Origin of the sequence: Anaerolentibacter hominis (assembly GCF_032380675.1) — a bacterium.
Lineage (GTDB): Bacteria > Bacillota > Clostridia > Lachnospirales > Lachnospiraceae > Anaerolentibacter > Anaerolentibacter hominis.
Genome location: NZ_JAWDIX010000006.1, coordinates 46,878 through 62,163, shown reverse-complemented (window position 1 = coordinate 62,163; position 15,286 = coordinate 46,878). Strand labels below are relative to the sequence as shown.

At 48.2% G+C, this 15,286-nt stretch carries 12 protein-coding genes; 5 read left to right on the top strand and 7 right to left on the bottom strand.

Features of this window, described 5'->3' with window-relative positions; genetic code table 11:
• Positions 1–484: 484 nt before the first annotated feature.
• Genes ABCW47_RS14555 through ABCW47_RS14545 form a run of 3 tightly spaced genes read right to left on the bottom strand, consistent with a single transcriptional unit; the run spans position 485 to position 5,069 of the window.
• Positions 485–2,710, bottom strand: a complete 2,226-nt coding sequence (locus ABCW47_RS14555; RefSeq protein WP_343210663.1) for a thiamine pyrophosphate-dependent enzyme — start codon at positions 2,708–2,710, stop codon at positions 485–487.
• Positions 2,707–3,807 carry a 2-oxoacid:acceptor oxidoreductase family protein gene (locus ABCW47_RS14550; protein WP_343210662.1) on the bottom strand — a complete coding sequence of 367 codons (1,101 nt, stop codon included), beginning with the start codon at positions 3,805–3,807 and terminating at the stop codon, positions 2,707–2,709. Before ABCW47_RS14550 ends, ABCW47_RS14555 begins: the two co-directional genes overlap by 4 nt.
• A gap of 11 nt (positions 3,808–3,818) precedes the next feature.
• Positions 3,819–5,069 (bottom strand): hypothetical protein, encoded by a 1,251-nt coding sequence (locus ABCW47_RS14545; protein WP_343210661.1) that lies wholly within the window; start codon positions 5,067–5,069, stop codon positions 3,819–3,821.
• 318 nt (positions 5,070–5,387) lie between these two features.
• Between ABCW47_RS14545 and ABCW47_RS14540 the strand changes: the two genes are divergently transcribed.
• The 5 genes from ABCW47_RS14540 (at position 5,388) to ABCW47_RS14520 (ending at position 10,921) form a co-directional block, all read left to right on the top strand.
• Complete coding sequence (locus tag ABCW47_RS14540; RefSeq protein ID WP_343210750.1) at positions 5,388–5,876, top strand: DedA family protein; 489 nt, start codon at positions 5,388–5,390, stop codon at positions 5,874–5,876.
• An 88-nt stretch (positions 5,877–5,964) separates the two neighbouring features.
• Positions 5,965–7,278 carry a glycosyltransferase gene (locus tag ABCW47_RS14535; RefSeq protein ID WP_343210660.1) on the top strand — a complete coding sequence of 438 codons (1,314 nt, stop codon included), beginning with the start codon at positions 5,965–5,967 and terminating at the stop codon, positions 7,276–7,278.
• A gap of 20 nt (positions 7,279–7,298) precedes the next feature.
• A complete protein-coding gene (locus ABCW47_RS14530) occupies positions 7,299–7,934 on the top strand; it encodes a hypothetical protein (RefSeq protein ID WP_343210659.1) in 636 nt (211 codons plus the stop codon).
• Between the two features lie 118 nt (positions 7,935–8,052).
• On the top strand, positions 8,053–8,757 hold the full coding sequence (locus ABCW47_RS14525) for a response regulator transcription factor (RefSeq protein ID WP_343210658.1): 705 nt from the start codon (positions 8,053–8,055) through the stop codon (positions 8,755–8,757).
• On the top strand, positions 8,729–10,921 hold the full coding sequence (locus ABCW47_RS14520; RefSeq protein ID WP_343210657.1) for a sensor histidine kinase: 2,193 nt from the start codon (positions 8,729–8,731) through the stop codon (positions 10,919–10,921). Before ABCW47_RS14525 ends, ABCW47_RS14520 begins: the two co-directional genes overlap by 29 nt.
• Before the next feature lie 79 nt (positions 10,922–11,000).
• Here the strand turns inward: ABCW47_RS14520 and ABCW47_RS14515 are convergent, their stop codons facing one another.
• The 4 genes from ABCW47_RS14515 to ABCW47_RS14500 all read right to left on the bottom strand — a co-directional run bounded on the left by ABCW47_RS14515 (position 11,001) and on the right by ABCW47_RS14500 (position 15,170).
• Positions 11,001–11,759 carry a GNAT family N-acetyltransferase gene (locus ABCW47_RS14515; RefSeq protein ID WP_343210656.1) on the bottom strand — a complete coding sequence of 253 codons (759 nt, stop codon included), beginning with the start codon at positions 11,757–11,759 and terminating at the stop codon, positions 11,001–11,003.
• Positions 11,760–11,917: 158 nt separating this feature from the next.
• Positions 11,918–12,526 carry a YcxB family protein gene (locus ABCW47_RS14510; RefSeq protein WP_343210655.1) on the bottom strand — a complete coding sequence of 203 codons (609 nt, stop codon included), beginning with the start codon at positions 12,524–12,526 and terminating at the stop codon, positions 11,918–11,920.
• Positions 12,517–13,926: a Sapep family Mn(2+)-dependent dipeptidase gene (locus tag ABCW47_RS14505; protein WP_343210749.1), complete on the bottom strand. Its 1,410-nt coding sequence runs from the start codon at positions 13,924–13,926 to the stop codon at positions 12,517–12,519. Before ABCW47_RS14505 ends, ABCW47_RS14510 begins: the two co-directional genes overlap by 10 nt.
• 50 nt (positions 13,927–13,976) lie before the next feature.
• On the bottom strand, positions 13,977–15,170 hold the full coding sequence (locus ABCW47_RS14500) for a GGDEF domain-containing protein (protein WP_343210654.1): 1,194 nt from the start codon (positions 15,168–15,170) through the stop codon (positions 13,977–13,979).
• Between the last annotated feature and the right edge of the window lie 116 nt (positions 15,171–15,286).

Below are 15,286 nucleotides of genomic sequence, written 5' to 3'. Positions count from 1 at the left end.
CCATTTTTACAGATATATGTAACAATTCCTCCGCTTATCTCAACTAAAACAGGGAGTTTTTTGGGACAAAACCAGGAAATATCCACTTATCCAGCAAATGCTGTTAGCTTATTGCAGCAAACCCGTTGGCTTATTGCAGCAAATACCGTAGATTTTCTGCATAAAAAGAACAGCGGCAATTTACGGGCTCCGTGATACGCCCATAATAAATTGCCGCTGTTCCAGGACAAAGCTATTCTGTTGTCAAAGGGGATTAAATTGCAGCTATCTGAAAATACCCCCCCCCACTCCGAAATTCGCACTTATAGGCGGACAAACTGTATTATTCGCAGAAAATGTATTGTATTGCACATAATTAGTCATTTTATCCTCCTATTGTCGATTTGAAGCGGTTATATTCATGTTTATTTCTGTTTTCTTTGGTCCATTTGTAGAATTATTCTATCATCTTTGAATAATTTCCGCAAGACTTTTCGACAATTTTCTACAGATAAGGATTCTGGCTTCGCTCTTTCAGCCTCAGGAATCTCCGGTCAATTTCCTGCTGAATATCTTCCACGACAGAACGATACTCCTCTTTTATCAGGTGTTTTGTCCTGCCCATCATGCCCAGCCACTCTTCCACCGGTATCTTTTTCTTCGTTTTCTCCGGATCATAGGAGAGCAGCGTATTTCCTCTCTCCACTTCATACAGCGGAAAATAGCAGCAATCCACCGCCGCGCCGATCACGGACCGCTCTGTATTCGGCTTGTCGCCCCAGTTGAGGGGGCAGGCGGAGAGACACTTGATATAGGCCATACCATCTTCTCTTGCCACCGCCTGTGCCTTGGCCGCCTTGCGAATAAAATCCAGCGGATTGGACTCTGCCGCTGTAGCAACATAGGGAATGCCGGTTGCCGCCATAATCTGGGGCGTATCCTTGTGGAAGAAGGTTTTCCCGTACTGTGTCTTTCCCACATGGGAGGTGGAGCTTTTTGCTCCCATAGGCGTGGAGTAGGACAGCTGATAACCGGTGTTCATATAGCCGCCGTTATCATATTCCAGCAAAATCAGATGATTGTTGCGCAGTGCAGTTCCGATGGCGCTGCCCATACCGATATCCATGCCTCCGTCACCGCTGACCATGATAAACGTAATCTCACCCTCAGGCAGCTCTCCCCGTTTCTGTCTCTGATAGTACATTTCCACCAGCCCGGCCAGCGTAGCTGCTCCGTTCTGGAACAGATTGTGAATATAGGGCACTTTAAAAGCAGTTTTCGGATAAGGCGTGGTGACTACCATGCCGCAGCCTGTCTGGAACAGAAGGACTACATTTCCCTCGATTCCTTTCAGCAGCAGATTTACATTTACCGGGATACCACAGCCAGGGCAGGCCCCGTGGCCGGGCGCAAGGCGTTTGGGCATTTTGGTGGACTCGCCCAGAGTGCCCGCCTTCACCTGCAACGTGCCGTCTTCTTTCCGTGTGCAGGTGGTATAGCCGGGGGACGCTTTCTGCTCCGAAATCGGATCAAAATAGCGCATGCGTTCTGTCTCTCTGCCGGGATAGACGCCGTAATAGTCAAACCGGTCCGGATTTTCCTCCAGTCCTTCATTCAGAAGTTCAATTGCATCCTGTACATAAAAGTCTTTGCCGCCCAGTCCGTAGATTCGGCTGATGACGGCGGCGTGGGATTTATCATCCAGCAGCGCGGCTTTGATCTCCAGCGACATATTGCCGCCGCCCGCGCCGTAGCTGTCCTGGCGGTCGCCTACCACAATAGTCCTGGCTCCTCTCAGTGCCCTGGCGATCTCCCCGGCAGGAAACGGACGAAGGATATTAGCGGTGCAAAGCCCCACACGCTTTCCCTCCGCCCGCATTTCATCCACGGCTTCTTTCGCGGTGTGATAGCTGGAACCGAGCAGGAATAAAATGACGTCTGCGTCTTCGGTCTTATATGTCTGTCCCCAGCTGTAGCCCCGTCCGGTCAGCTCCCTGTACCGTGAGAAGATGTCCGGCAGCTTCCTGCGCGCCTCCTCCATAGCCTGGTGCAGCTGATATTTGTTATTCATCACATCGGGTTCGTTCATATAGGACCCGACGGTAATGGGGTTTTCCATATCCAGCAGGTCGCATGGGGCTTTCGGCTGTCCGATAAAGGCCTGTACATCCTCATCCCTCTCAAATACGAAACACCGGGTCTTCTGATGACTGGTAAAGAAACCATCAAAGGCGACGATAACCGGAAGCCTTACTTCCTCCGCCAGTTTCAGGGCGCAGATATTAAAGTCGTATACTTCCTGGGCCGTGGATGCAAAAAGGATAATCCATCCGGTATTCAGCGTATACATGATGTCGCTGTGATCTCCCTTGATACAGAGAGGTCCGGATACGGTCCGGCAGGCCACATTCATCACCATGGGGAACCGGGTGCCGGACTGGACCGGGAGCTGCTCCAGAGCATAGAGCAGACCATTTGCACTGGTTGCGTTTAATACCCTTCCGCCGCCTGCCGATGCTCCGTAGCAGATTCCGGCCGCACTGTGCTCTCCCTCCGCGGCGATCATGGAAATGTCGTGTTCTCCCTCTGCCTTCATCAGATCCAGAAATTCCGCAATCTGTGTTGAGGGAGTGATAGGATAATATCCCATCACATGATAGTTGATCTGTTTGGCGGCAAATGCAGCCATCTCGTTGCCGCTCTCAAACATGGTTTTCTGTTTTGCGATCATACAATACCTCCGTCGATCCGTCGTTCATCTGTATAAGATTCGCTGGTTACCCAGGAATTCGCGCCTGTTCTTTCATAGTCCAGGTGATCCACAACCAGATCCTGATTGCGCAGAAAATGAGTTTTATCCGGGTGCTCCCGTTCTTTTCCCATCACCAGAGCATTGGTCGGGCACACTTCCACACAGCGCAGACAGCCCTTGCAGTGATAATAGTCCAGCCCCATGTTTACCATAGCTGGTTTTCCCTTATACTCACCCGGCTTGAACTGAAATACCATGTCCGGGCACGTACTGTCGCAGAGCCCGCAGTTAATACATTTTTCCGGCAGGAAGATGGGGAAATATCCTTCCCGGCTGGCAGACAGGTCATTGGATACGATACTGCCGAACCTTGTATTTACCCCTCCGATCGGCGCGTTAGCATATCCCCAGTCCGACTGGGGTTCCTGGTAAGATACTTTCTCATATTGGCCGTCCGGCGCAAAACACCTACTGCTTGCATTTTCATAGCCTCTCTTCACGCCCTCCAGGTTGGCGGAGAGCAGTGCAGGGTATTTCTTTCCAAGTGTGTCCTCCACCAGCTTAAGCACCGGGTCCAGATCAAAAAATCCTGCTGCCTTGGCAATTGCGCCCAGCATGACCATGTTGATCCTGGACTTGCTCTCCATGGCAATTTTCAGAGCATCCACACAAAACAGTTCGCCCGCGTAAAGCTTCATGGACTCCCGGATCTGTTCGGGGCTCTGATCCGTATTAATTACAATTTTGGTGTTCGGGAGGACGCCTGCGGTCACCGGAAGTTTACCGATTACCGCTTCGTGAAAAATACCCAGAATGTGAGGGTTTTCCACGGGACTGTTTATCCGCAGCTCCTTTTCCGGCGCACACCAGCGGATAAATGCCTTCACCGGCGATCCTCTTTTTTCAGAACCATAGCTGGAAAAAGCCGAGGAGTTATAGCCCAGATAGGTGGCTCCCAATTCTCCCAGCAGCTTACCGCACAGGTTTGCTCCCAGACCTCCGATGCTCTCCAGCCGCATCTCATAGTATCCTCTGTCGTTTGTCTCCGGCAGAGGCTTTACAGTCAGTTCTTCCATCTGATTTCCTCCTAATTAATTGACTCCGGCCGGCCTACCGTGGTATTGTCCGCGGTTCTGATCTGCAGTTCCGGAATCGGGTGTTCTTCCGTCTGATACCGGTAATCTTCCCCATTTTTCTCGATATAGCTTCGGATGACACAGTGACTTGGAACAATGTCATCCCTGCCGTCAACTTCCTTCTGGAACCATGCAAATTTGGAATCCTTTGAAAGGTTGTCCACCTCCACGTAGTCCTCACCCTCAGACGTAAGCCGGACGGTATTTGCCAGAATCTCGCGCACATACGCAATATTGGAACGCAGATTTAACAGCGTCGGGAAATCACCTTTTGGAATTACCTGCTGCCAGTCCTTCTTTTCATATTTCTGAAGCAGCTCCACGGCTTTGTGCAGATGGGCCAGTTCCAGATCAAAATTCTGTCTCCACAGTTCCTTGATTTCTTTATCTGTCTCCTCCATATAGCAGGAGTAGTATAAATAACATTCTGTATACTCATGGCACAAGAGCTGCTCAAACCAGCTGGGATTGGGGTCCATCAGACACTCATACTGGGTGACATGCTGTTCCTCAATCAGGCCGATCTCCTGATACAGCTTTCTGCCGATATCCGAATTCTGTGCATTTACCACGTTCATATAGTAGTTCATCGTCTGCTGCTCGGCGGCTGTGATAATCGCCACATTCAGACGGGTGATCGGATCGGCTTTTCTGTTGTCGATGTGGCCCCTCACATTGTCCATGGGGAACCTGTGTTCCGCGATCGTTGGGCGTCCCGGCATTACCTCCGTATACTTGCCCACCAGTTTGTCTGCTCTGGCTCCCTGTTCCATTTCCAGAAGATCCCCGTACCGGTACAGATGGTCGAAGTCCTCCAGAAGGGCAAAATCCAGGGTCATCTTCACATACGGGTCCGGCTCTCTCTGGGCCAGAATTGCAGTCAGATCCACTGCCAGCTGCTCATAGCTGATGGTATGTTCCAGTATGGATTCGTTGGCCGGTTTCAGTACCGCGATTTTTCTCTGCTGCTGCTGTTCGATTCTGCGGATCAGCGCCAGTTCCCTTCTCAGATCATTGTCATCACAATGTCTTGCAAACTGTCTCTGAAACCAGTTTTGTTCAAATTCAGTTCCGTTCATAAGAATAATGCGGGTCTTTGTGTAAGGATCTACCTCATCCTTATTATAGGGTTTGGGGTAAATCTGTTCCCAGTTTTCAAAAGATTTCATTAGGTCCATGGGGTTTTCGTTAAATGGGTTCATGCTCAGTACCTCCTGTTTATTTCGTTAGCGAAATCTGCCATGTTAGTATGTGTATTATTTCCCATTTTTATAAGAAACTAAGCATTATCCGGGCTCTTTCGGAGCCCCGCAATAATAATAAAAGGAATTCTTTATAAAATCTTTTGATTTTTATGAAAACATTATTCAGATTTGTTCGTTATCATAAATAACAGATAATAACAATATGCTGTTGTGATTTCCGTTCGGATCGTTAAATTCCGGCCGGGAGTGAAATACGTAAGAAGATGAGAGAGGTAGTTTTCGTTGAGTGCAGCAATTGAAACTTTTGGCGGATATATGTCCCAATACGGCGCCATCGCCGTTTTTGTAATTGTTCTGCTGGAATATATGAACCTTCCGGGATTTCCGGCAGGGATTATCATGCCGCTGGCCGGGATCTGGGCATCCCAGGGGGGTATCAGTTTTCCGATGACCATTCTTCTATCGGTAGCGGCAGGCCTTCTGGGGAGCTGGATCTTATATGGAGTCGGCCGGATCGGCGGCGAGCTGTTCCTGGATAAATTTCTTCGCAAATTTCCAAAACAGGAACCTGCAATCCGGAAAAATCTGGCCATATTGCAGGAAAAAGGTTCCTGGGGCGTATTTGTGAGCAAGCTGGTCCCCATGCTGCGCACACTGATTTCCATACCCGCGGGTGTACTGAAGATGAATTTTATGAAGTACTCCATCAGTTCGGCCCTTGGAGTCTTCGTCTGGAACCTGTTCTTTGTCGGAGCCGGTTATTTCCTTGGAGATGCGGCATTCCGGCTATTGAAATTAAAATAAGTTACTGTTTTATATAAGGATGAGAAAGCAGTGCCATCGTATTTATCATATGTTTTATACGGAAAGCGCTGCTGCATGGAGGAGTATTATGAGAATCGCAATGATGACAAATAATTATAAGCCTTTTATCGGAGGCGTACCGATTTCCATCGAGCGTCTCTCCGAGGGGCTGCGTGCTCTGGGACATGAGGTTTACATTTTTGCTCCGGAATACGAAAATCACAGAGAGATCGAGAAGACGGAAAGCGGCATTACCATTTACCGCTACCGGTCCAGCTGCGGTAAGACGGCTAACAAATATGTTCCGGACGGGATGGTGTTTGCCAAAAGCTTTGACCGCAGAATCGGCAAATGGTTTCAGGAGCTTCAGATAGATGTGATTCATGTCCATCATCCGATTCTTTCCGGCAACACTGCCCAGATTCTGGGCCGCCGTTACCATATACCCGTTGTATTTACTTACCATACCCGTTTTGAGCAGTACCTTCACTACATAAAGCCCTATGCCGGGCTGGAGCGCCGCTGTTCATCCCGCAGCAGCAAATCAGTGGAGGAAAAATTGCTGGTCAGTATCCGGGAAAAGCTGATTCCCGCATACATCCGCGGTTTCGCAAATCATTGCAATATGGTTTTCGCTCCCACCGCTTATATTAAAAATAATCTGCTGGACCAGGGTGTCGTAAGTCCGATCCGGGTTCTGCCCACCGGTCTTACCGGAAGCAGCTTCCTTCCGGATGAAAACAGTGCGTGTGAAATCCGCCGAAGCTATCTGAAAGATAAAACCTTTTTAATGTGTACGGTTTCCCGCCTTGCCAAGGAGAAAAATCTGGATTTTCTGCTGCAAAGCCTCGCGGTATTGAAGGAAAAAATCGGAGATGCCTTCCGTTTCCTCATGATCGGGGACGGCCCGGAAAAGGAAAAACTGGAAGCCTTGGCTGCATCCCTTCACTTAACTGAAAATGTGGTTTTCATGGGAAATATAGAAAACGAACAAATCCGGAATTATCATGCTGCATGTGATCTCTTCCTGTTTGCTTCAAAATCAGAAACCCAGGGAATCGTGCTGCTGGAGGCGATGGCTGCAGGCAATCCGGTCGTCGCGGTAAAGGCTTCCGGCGTGGTAGATGTCGTTGAGGATGGGGTGAATGGCTATATGACAGAGGAATCAGCACCTGCCCTTACTGATGCTGTTGAACATGTACTGTTTAATTTTGACTGTCACAGCCGCCTCAGACAGGGAGCTGTGGAAACTGCCCGGGCCTATCAGGATATCCGGATCGCACGGGATGCGGAGAAACACTATCAGGATGCGATTTATGACTATTGCTTTGAATCTGCGTTTCGGAAGCATGCCGGCTATTCCAGGGACACGAAGGCTGCCGCACAGATGATGAAGAACTAGCAGAAATGAGGGGTTAATCAATGCTGGAAAAATTATTTAATGTTTATTTGAGACTGGTGGAAAAAACCGCCAGGGTACGGCTGGTCAATGAAGAGTGCATCCGGGATACCCGGTTTGTAGGCGGCTATTGGCACGGGGACAGCTGTGCAATGAATCTGGTACTGCAAGATTTTTCCCGCAAGGGCTATCCGGTCTGTATTGCCGTGACAGCAAGCAAGCGGGGAGACTATATTGAGGATCTGATCCGGAAGCGGGGCGGCTTCACCGTCCGGCTGGAAGATGGTCTGGGCATGAAGAAAAATATGAAACAGCTGGAGGCCGCGGCGAAAAATCCCGATCAGGTATTGGCCTGTGCGCTGGACGGTCCGCTGGGTCCGCTGCACGAGCCGAAAAAGCTGGGCTTTTATCTGGCTAAAGAGGCCGGACGCAAAATGGTCGGCTTTCATCTTGCCTATTCCCACGCTATCTATCTGAAAAAGCGCTGGGATAACTATGCGGTACCTCTTCCTTTTTCTACTATTGAGATCACATTCCATGACTTTGGAATGATCACACAGGATACATTAAAAGACTTTAAAAATTACCGGATGACGGTCGCGGAATGTCTGTCCGGTTCCAGAAAGCTTCATTCCTCCGAAACAGTATGTACCGGATAACCGGTATTTCCTTTCAAGGCTGTATAAACCGTGTTATACTATCATCAGTGATCAGCGGGGCGGTTACGCCTATTCAGCCGATACGGAAATAATTACAGGTTAAAAGGAGAAGGAAGCAATGGAACCACGCCAGATACTTATTGTAGAAGATGACAAGGAAATCCGGGATGGTATTGAAATATATCTGAAAAGTCAGGGATATGAAGTTTATAAGGCTGCGGACGGCATAGAAGGGCTGGAGGCGATCAGCCAGCATGATATTCATCTGGCTATCGTAGATGTGATGATGCCCAGAATGGACGGCATCACCATGGTGATGAAGCTGCGGGAGAATTATGACTTTCCCGTCATCATGCTGTCTGCCAAATCAGAGGAAGTAGATAAAATAATGGGGCTCAATATGGGGGCGGATGATTATGTAACCAAGCCGTTCACGCCTCTGGAACTCCTGGCACGGGTGAATTCCCACCTTCGCCGCTATTCCAAATATCTGGACGCGATGGGACAGAATTCCAGTACTTCCGTTTACACAACCGGCGGACTGGAACTGAACGAATCTACGGTAGAAGTAACCGTGGACGGGAATCCGGTAAAAATGACCCCGATCGAATTTAAAATACTGCTGCTTCTCATGAAGCATCCGGGACAGGTCTTCTCTCCTGAAGAAATCTATGAAAAGGTATGGAACGAACGGGCGGTCAACACAGATACCATCATGGTACATGTACGGAACATCCGTGAAAAAATAGAAATCAATCCAAAAGAACCGAAATATTTGAAGGTGGTGTGGGGTGTTGGATACAAAATTGAAAAACAGCCGTAAGGGTCTTGGTATTATCCTGATCCTTCTAATTGTTCTGCTGCCGGCAATTGTAACGGTAGCAGCCTATCCTTCCATAACGTCCAAAATTAAATACGATTATGACAGAGGGTACGAAACAGAGAATTTTCTCGTCCGGCTGTACCGGGGCTCTTATATTCTGTATCAGGAGGCCCTGTCCCAGGACCCGGAAGCAGAGCACAGCCCCTCTGATTTTTTTACTCCTCAGTATGCGGAGTTCGCCGGGGAGGCTGACCGTTCGGCAGGCATCTATGCCCTTGCTGCGGAGAGCATTTTCAATGACTGGAATTTTTCCTGGAATGAGGTTACATCCTTTGTGGACTATTCCGCAGTAGTAAATCAAAAGGGCGCCAAGCTCAGCTCCTACAACCGGGACAACCTGGCAGCCTCTCTCACCAAAGACCGGTATGCATTTTATGTCACCCTGCACTTTGACGGGGACGGAGACATGTCCATCGCAGACTGCTATGGCGCTGATCTGGTCAATCTGAACAATATATTACAGCAGCTCCAGAGCAACTTCCGCAAACAGGTGTATTCCACAGATATTCAAACCGTGGATGACCAAGGGAGTACGTATTATCTGACTCTGGCGGATTCTCCCAGGAATATGGATGTTTCTTTTGCCATAACAGCAGAGAATGCGGACTATATAGATGAAGAGTTTGGACATATCTATTATTATCAATACAAGTCGATCATGCATTCCGGCGCCCCGGTTATCTATGCAGGTATACTGATTGCCGCAGCCCTGTTTGCGTTGATTCTTCCGGGAATAAAAAGCCTGGGGTATCAGGAGCTCCGGATTTTCCGGCTTCCCGCAGAGCTTGCTGTCTTTGGAGCTATACTGTCCTTTTTGATGATCGGACCTCTGTGCGAGCTGCTGTTAAATACCAAAAACGGCGATCTGATCAGCACATCGGGCAACTGGATTTTTAATGACAGCGTCAATACGGTACTTGTGTTCTCTATTAACGTGCTGGTTCTGGCTCTTGCTTCCTGGCTGTCCTTCTGGTCCTTCGCCAGCCTGCGTCCGGTTCTGAGCCATCCGTTCAAATACTTAAAAGAGCGTTCTCTGATTATCCGGTTCTTTCGGTGGATCGGCAGCAAAACCCGCAGGCTGTTCCATTCGATGACCGAGATAGACTTTAATGATAAAACAAACCGGTTTGTATTCAAGGTAATCGGAGTCAACTTTGTCATCCTGGCTATCTGCTGCAGCTTCTGGTTTTTTGGTATCTTTGTACTGCTGCTGTATTCCGCTGTTGTCTTCTTTCTGGTTAAAAAGTTTTTCGATAAGCAGAAAAACAACTACCAGGTGTTATTTAAGGGTGTTAACCAGATGGCAGAGGGTAATCTGGATGTGACGATTGAGGAAGATCTGGGTATTTTCGAACCATTTAAGGAACAGCTTACAACCATCCAGACCAGCTTTAAAACCGCGGTGGAAGAAGAAGTCAAAAGCCAGAAAATGAAGACGGAATTAATTACAAATGTTTCCCACGATCTGAAAACTCCGCTTACCGCTATCATAACCTATGTTAATCTGCTGAAAAATGAGAATATCACGCCGGAAGAACGCCGGAACTACATTGATACGCTCGAGAAAAAATCTCTTCGTCTGAAAACACTGATTGAAGACTTATTTGAAATCAGCAAAGCCACCAGTAATAATATTACGCTGAATATAATTGATGTGGATTTGATTCACCTGATTAAGCAGGTGAAAGTAGAGCTGTCAGATAAGATAGAGGATTCCGATCTGGATTTCCGCTGGAATCTTCCTGAGGATCGTATTATCCTTCCTCTGGACAGTCAGAAGTCCTACCGGGTATTCGAGAATCTGATTATCAATATCCTGAAATATTCTATGCCCCGGTCTAGAGTGTACATTGACGTGATCCCCCGCGAGGAAAACGGCGTGGACATTATGCTGAAGAACATGTCGGCAACCGAGCTGAATTTTTCCGCCGAGGAAATCACGGACCGGTTCGTCAGAGGCGATCTCTCCCGCAATACGGAAGGTTCCGGCCTTGGTCTTGCTATTGCAAAATCTTTTGTAGAACTGCAAAAGGGCACCCTCAAGATTGATACGGACGGAGATCTGTTTAAAGTGACGCTGCACTGGGATTACTACAAAAAATAGCCATCAGAAAAGCACGCCGAAAAGGCGTGCTTTTTTTCAGAACAGGCTGTCAAAAGCTGTTTTGACAGCCTTATTTTATTCAGAGTCCGTGCTGCTGCAGGAATTGATCAAACTTCTTCTCATTAAATATTTCGTTCGTCACATATTCCCCATTGTAAAAGAAGCTGTAGGTCGTAACCGGCGACGGAGCATTCTGCGCCTGTTCGGCCGATTCTATTTTATGAACAGAGACCATGACGCCGTGCTGCTTTGCAGCCTCCTGCATAAGAGGAACATACTTGTCTGTGAAGGGACACTGGTTCGTATAGTAAAGGACCATTCCCTGTTCCTCTATCCTGCCGGTTTTGGCACATTCTTTCATCTTCGGAACCGGTGCATCCTCTGAAAAGGGAAGATAGTAAAGGATAAAATAGGGGTCTGCCTGATCCGCGACCCGAAAGCCTTTATACTTCAGATATCCCGGATCGGAGAGATAAGGACGTTTTTTTCCGGAAGAAAGGATTGTCACTCCTTTCATCCCCTTTTCTTTCGCATCCTGGATACAATGATTTAATAGTTCATTGGCATAGCCCTGGCCCTTATACTGGCCCGATACCCAGAAGCAGTTGATATGCATATAGCCGTCTGCTGATATGGGACACCATGCGTGTTCGGCGGGAATATACTCAATAAATACCTTTCCTCTCACATTGGCCCTGTAAAATACCAGCCCGTCGGCAAAGTTCTGCCGAAGCCACGCTTTCTTGGACCCGACACAGTTTTCCCCCTTTTTCTCCACGATACTGCAGCATATATGCTCTTTTTCTATATTGTCATTTGTCACCGTAATAAATTCCATGGTTGCTTCCTCTTTTCTATGTTTTTTTCATTCTAGCACATATAACCTGACACCCTGTGTCATATTTAAGAAATCGTCCAAAGAAAATATTGGATTAACCCGGTCTGTTTTCAAAAAAATGGGAAGGACAGCTTTTTTCACTGGCCTTCCCCGATCCATCAGTTTGCCTGCGGATTTCCGGCTTCCGCCATTTTCCGCTCCAGAAATTCTTTTACTTCTTTCTCCGTCCCCCTGCAGAAGCCATTCCGGTCCATCCGGATGCAAACTCTTCCGAATACAATAGACAGATAGCCCCTTTTCTCAACAATCCCCGTGATCGTATCATAACGATACTGCGTCGTTGTATTCCCATCGGCAGTGGTTATGCAATCCTCATAGAAACGAATTACCCGTGTCCATTCCTGCCCGCCCTGCACGCCTGCCAGAATCTGAAATTGTCTGGAGGCCAGCATCTTCGTTCTCAGGAAAGCACGGTAGAAGCTGAACACCGCCAGCACCCCATACAGAAGCGCTGTCCACAGACGGTCTCCGATCACCATGATAACAGTAGTAATGAGAAAAACCGCCATCAGAACGATCCAGCTGATTTCCAGGATCGTCCTGCCGCTTTTTATTACCGGGTGCTTTGCCCAGTCCAGATAGCGTTCCCTCGTAACCTTATAACGGTTCTCATACAGGATCTGCGCCGGGTTGTTATTTTCCTTCTTTTTCTCCATCTGTATTGCATGGGCCCGATCCGGCCCCTCCTCTCTTTTGTTCAGCTGCACAGCTGTATAATCGTCTCCGCGAAGATCTTCGCGCTCATCACCAGAACGTCCAGATCCTTGTGTTCATCCGCACCATGGGCATGATCATCGGAACTTAAGGCTCCGCAGCCAAAAGCAACCCCCCGCTTAAGCGCGTGTACGTAAGTAAATCCTCCGATGGAAATACACGCTCCCTTTTTCCCGCTGTATTTTTCATAGCAGTCAAGCATCGTTCGGATGAATGGCTGATCCGCGGGAACATAGTGAGCCTCCATCAATGTATTCTTCTCCATCGTGATTCCAAGGGCAGCGTACCGTTTCAGCAGTACCTGCATCACATTTTCATCGTTGGCGCAGATCGGCGCCCGGCAGTCGGCGCACCCGGTCAGCCCCCAGGGTGTATAAGACAGCATATTAAAGCTTATGGTAAGCGGACCGCTCTCCGCGTCCGACATGGCGATCCCCGCGCTCTTCCCGAACCAGTCCCCATGGGGGTATAGTCCGCTCAGACCACAGAGTTTCCGATACCCTTCCGAGGGCGCCACCGGCAGTTTGGCCACCGCCTCCAGCAGGGCGGTAAGGCTGTTATTTCCCTTTTCCGGCATTGAGGCATGAGCAGCCAGACCCTTCGCTTCTATGACAAGATTGCCATCTTTCATACCAGCTGAGAACGTCACTCCCGTTTTCATCTCTGCTTCTTTAATGATGTCCGCGGCTTCTTCTGCAGCCATCCCCTCGATCACCGCTGCTGCCGTATCCGGAATTACGTTAAACTTAAATCCGCTCTGCACGCTTAATACTCTGGGCAGCTGTTTCTCTTCTTCAAACTGCGACGTAAACTCCTCATGGATTCCGCCCTTTTCCACATTAATCAGAGGGAAATCCGCATCCGGCGAAAAGGTAACAGGCGCTTCCTTCTCGATTGTGTAATAATAATCAATGTCACTGCTGCCGCACTCTTCATCTGTACCGAGCAGCAGCCTGCACCGTTTGGAGAGAGGAATTCCCAGTTCCTTAACCGCTCTCATGGCATATAAAGCCGCTATCGCAGGTCCTTTATCATCCGATGTTCCTCTGCCATATATCTTTCCATTCCTAAAAACCGGCTCAAACGGCTTTGTGACTGTCCAGTCATCCCCCGCCGGCACAACATCCAGGTGGGCGAGAATGTCCAGCATCGGCTCCTTCTCCGGCCCCATATCCAGGGCTCCCACATAATTGTCATAGTTCTTCGGTACGAACCCGTACGCGGTCCCCATTTTAAGCGCCTCTTTCAGGCAGGCTGCCGGGCCTTCTCCATAGGGCATGCCTTCCTTTGCCGGGCCTTTATCCGACTGAATCCGCACCAGACGAAAGATATCTTCCACCATCTCATCTTTGTGTGCTTCCATATATTGATCCAGTTTCTCTTTATAATCCATCATGTCCGCCTCTCCTTTTTTATAAACCGGTCGCCCGGATATTCTATCTGCTATGATATGCCATTATCCCGTGCGGAATTCCTGCGGGCCTTATCTTCATACATCCTTTTATCCGCCGTGGCTATTAATTCTTCCAGATTCATCGGCGCGCTCTTCTTTGCATATGCAAATCCAACGGCAAGTTCTATTTCCGGAGAATGTTCCGCATTATAACTCTTTATTGCTTCCTGAAGGTCATCCGAAACTTGTCCGGTCACTTCCCGGGGCTCATTTTCCAGAAAAGCGAGAAACTCGTCTCCTCCGATCCGGAATACATCTCCTCTGTTCCGGAGTGCTTTCTGCAGCAGCTCGCCGACAGCCTTAATGATAACGTCACCTGTAGTATGCCCGAACGTATCATTTATTCTTTTCAATCCATTCACATCCGCTATCATACAAATGAGACTGTCCAGCCGATCCCTCCGGTTCCGGAGGTCTTTTTTCTTTTCTTCATAGGCCGTTCTGTTTTTCAGCCCTGTCAATCCGTCCAGATATGCCAGCTTCTCATACATTTCCTGCAGTTCCAGCTTTTTTTCCTGCAATGTGACCTGTGTCTCCAGCAGCTCCCTTTCTTTTTCTTCATCATATAGCTTCAGATGATTCCGCACCACCTGAAAAATTATAGTATAGGTAAGAATCATATTGATCAGAAAGATACCCAGAATTGCGAAATACTCCGGCCGTTCAGCCAAGGGCTTCGGATACAGCATGATAAAGTAGGCTGTCGCATAATAGACAATACTTATGATGGCCAGACGGCGCCATACATTTTTTAAGGTTCTCATAATCTCCAGATATTCTAAACGTATCTTCCTGACGACATAGTACATCAAAAAGATAAGCGGCAGCATGATAATAAAGCACAGCCAAAAAGGGCAGCCATACAAAACCGGAATGCGAGTCAGATAGATCAGTATAATGCCGCACAGATCCACAGAACAAAACGTAAAAATAAATCTGCTGTCCCGATAACGCGACAGTATCAGACAAACTAAAAGAGACGGAATCGAATAACAGGCCAGAGACGCCTGTCCCTCTGCCCACCCCCGGTTCACAAGAGTCAGATATGCAGCCGTCGTAAGCAGCATAACCAAACCCATCGTTATAAATGTAGTTCTAGCTGAATAGCGAAACTCGGTCAGCGTCAGGAAACAAGCGATAAGAACCAGGCAGGCGGTTATAGATGTTATATGAATGATCAGCATTTCATCCTCCCAATAAAACCCAACAATAATTTGTATGACAACTTCTTATTATTTTATCACAGCGGTGTAAAATAATGAAGGGAGTTTACCTTTATTAACTGATCAAATTGGAAAAA

Bases quoted from the DNA above. Each gene is read 5' to 3' on its own strand.
- ABCW47_RS14555 (WP_343210663.1), bottom strand. From the start codon at position 2,710: ATGATCGCAAAACAGAAAACCATGTTTGAGAGCGGCAACGAGATGGCT.
- ABCW47_RS14550 (WP_343210662.1), bottom strand. From the start codon at position 3,807: ATGGAAGAACTGACTGTAAAGCCTCTGCCGGAGACAAACGACAGAGGA.
- ABCW47_RS14545 (WP_343210661.1), bottom strand. From the start codon at position 5,069: ATGAACCCATTTAACGAAAACCCCATGGACCTAATGAAATCTTTTGAA.
- ABCW47_RS14540 (WP_343210750.1), top strand. From the start codon at position 5,388: ATGTCCCAATACGGCGCCATCGCCGTTTTTGTAATTGTTCTGCTGGAA.
- ABCW47_RS14535 (WP_343210660.1), top strand. From the start codon at position 5,965: ATGAGAATCGCAATGATGACAAATAATTATAAGCCTTTTATCGGAGGC.
- ABCW47_RS14530 (WP_343210659.1), top strand. From the start codon at position 7,299: ATGCTGGAAAAATTATTTAATGTTTATTTGAGACTGGTGGAAAAAACC.
- ABCW47_RS14525 (WP_343210658.1), top strand. From the start codon at position 8,053: ATGGAACCACGCCAGATACTTATTGTAGAAGATGACAAGGAAATCCGG.
- ABCW47_RS14515 (WP_343210656.1), bottom strand. From the start codon at position 11,759: ATGGAATTTATTACGGTGACAAATGACAATATAGAAAAAGAGCATATA.
- ABCW47_RS14505 (WP_343210749.1), bottom strand. From the start codon at position 13,926: ATGGATTATAAAGAGAAACTGGATCAATATATGGAAGCACACAAAGAT.
- ABCW47_RS14500 (WP_343210654.1), bottom strand. From the start codon at position 15,170: ATGCTGATCATTCATATAACATCTATAACCGCCTGCCTGGTTCTTATC.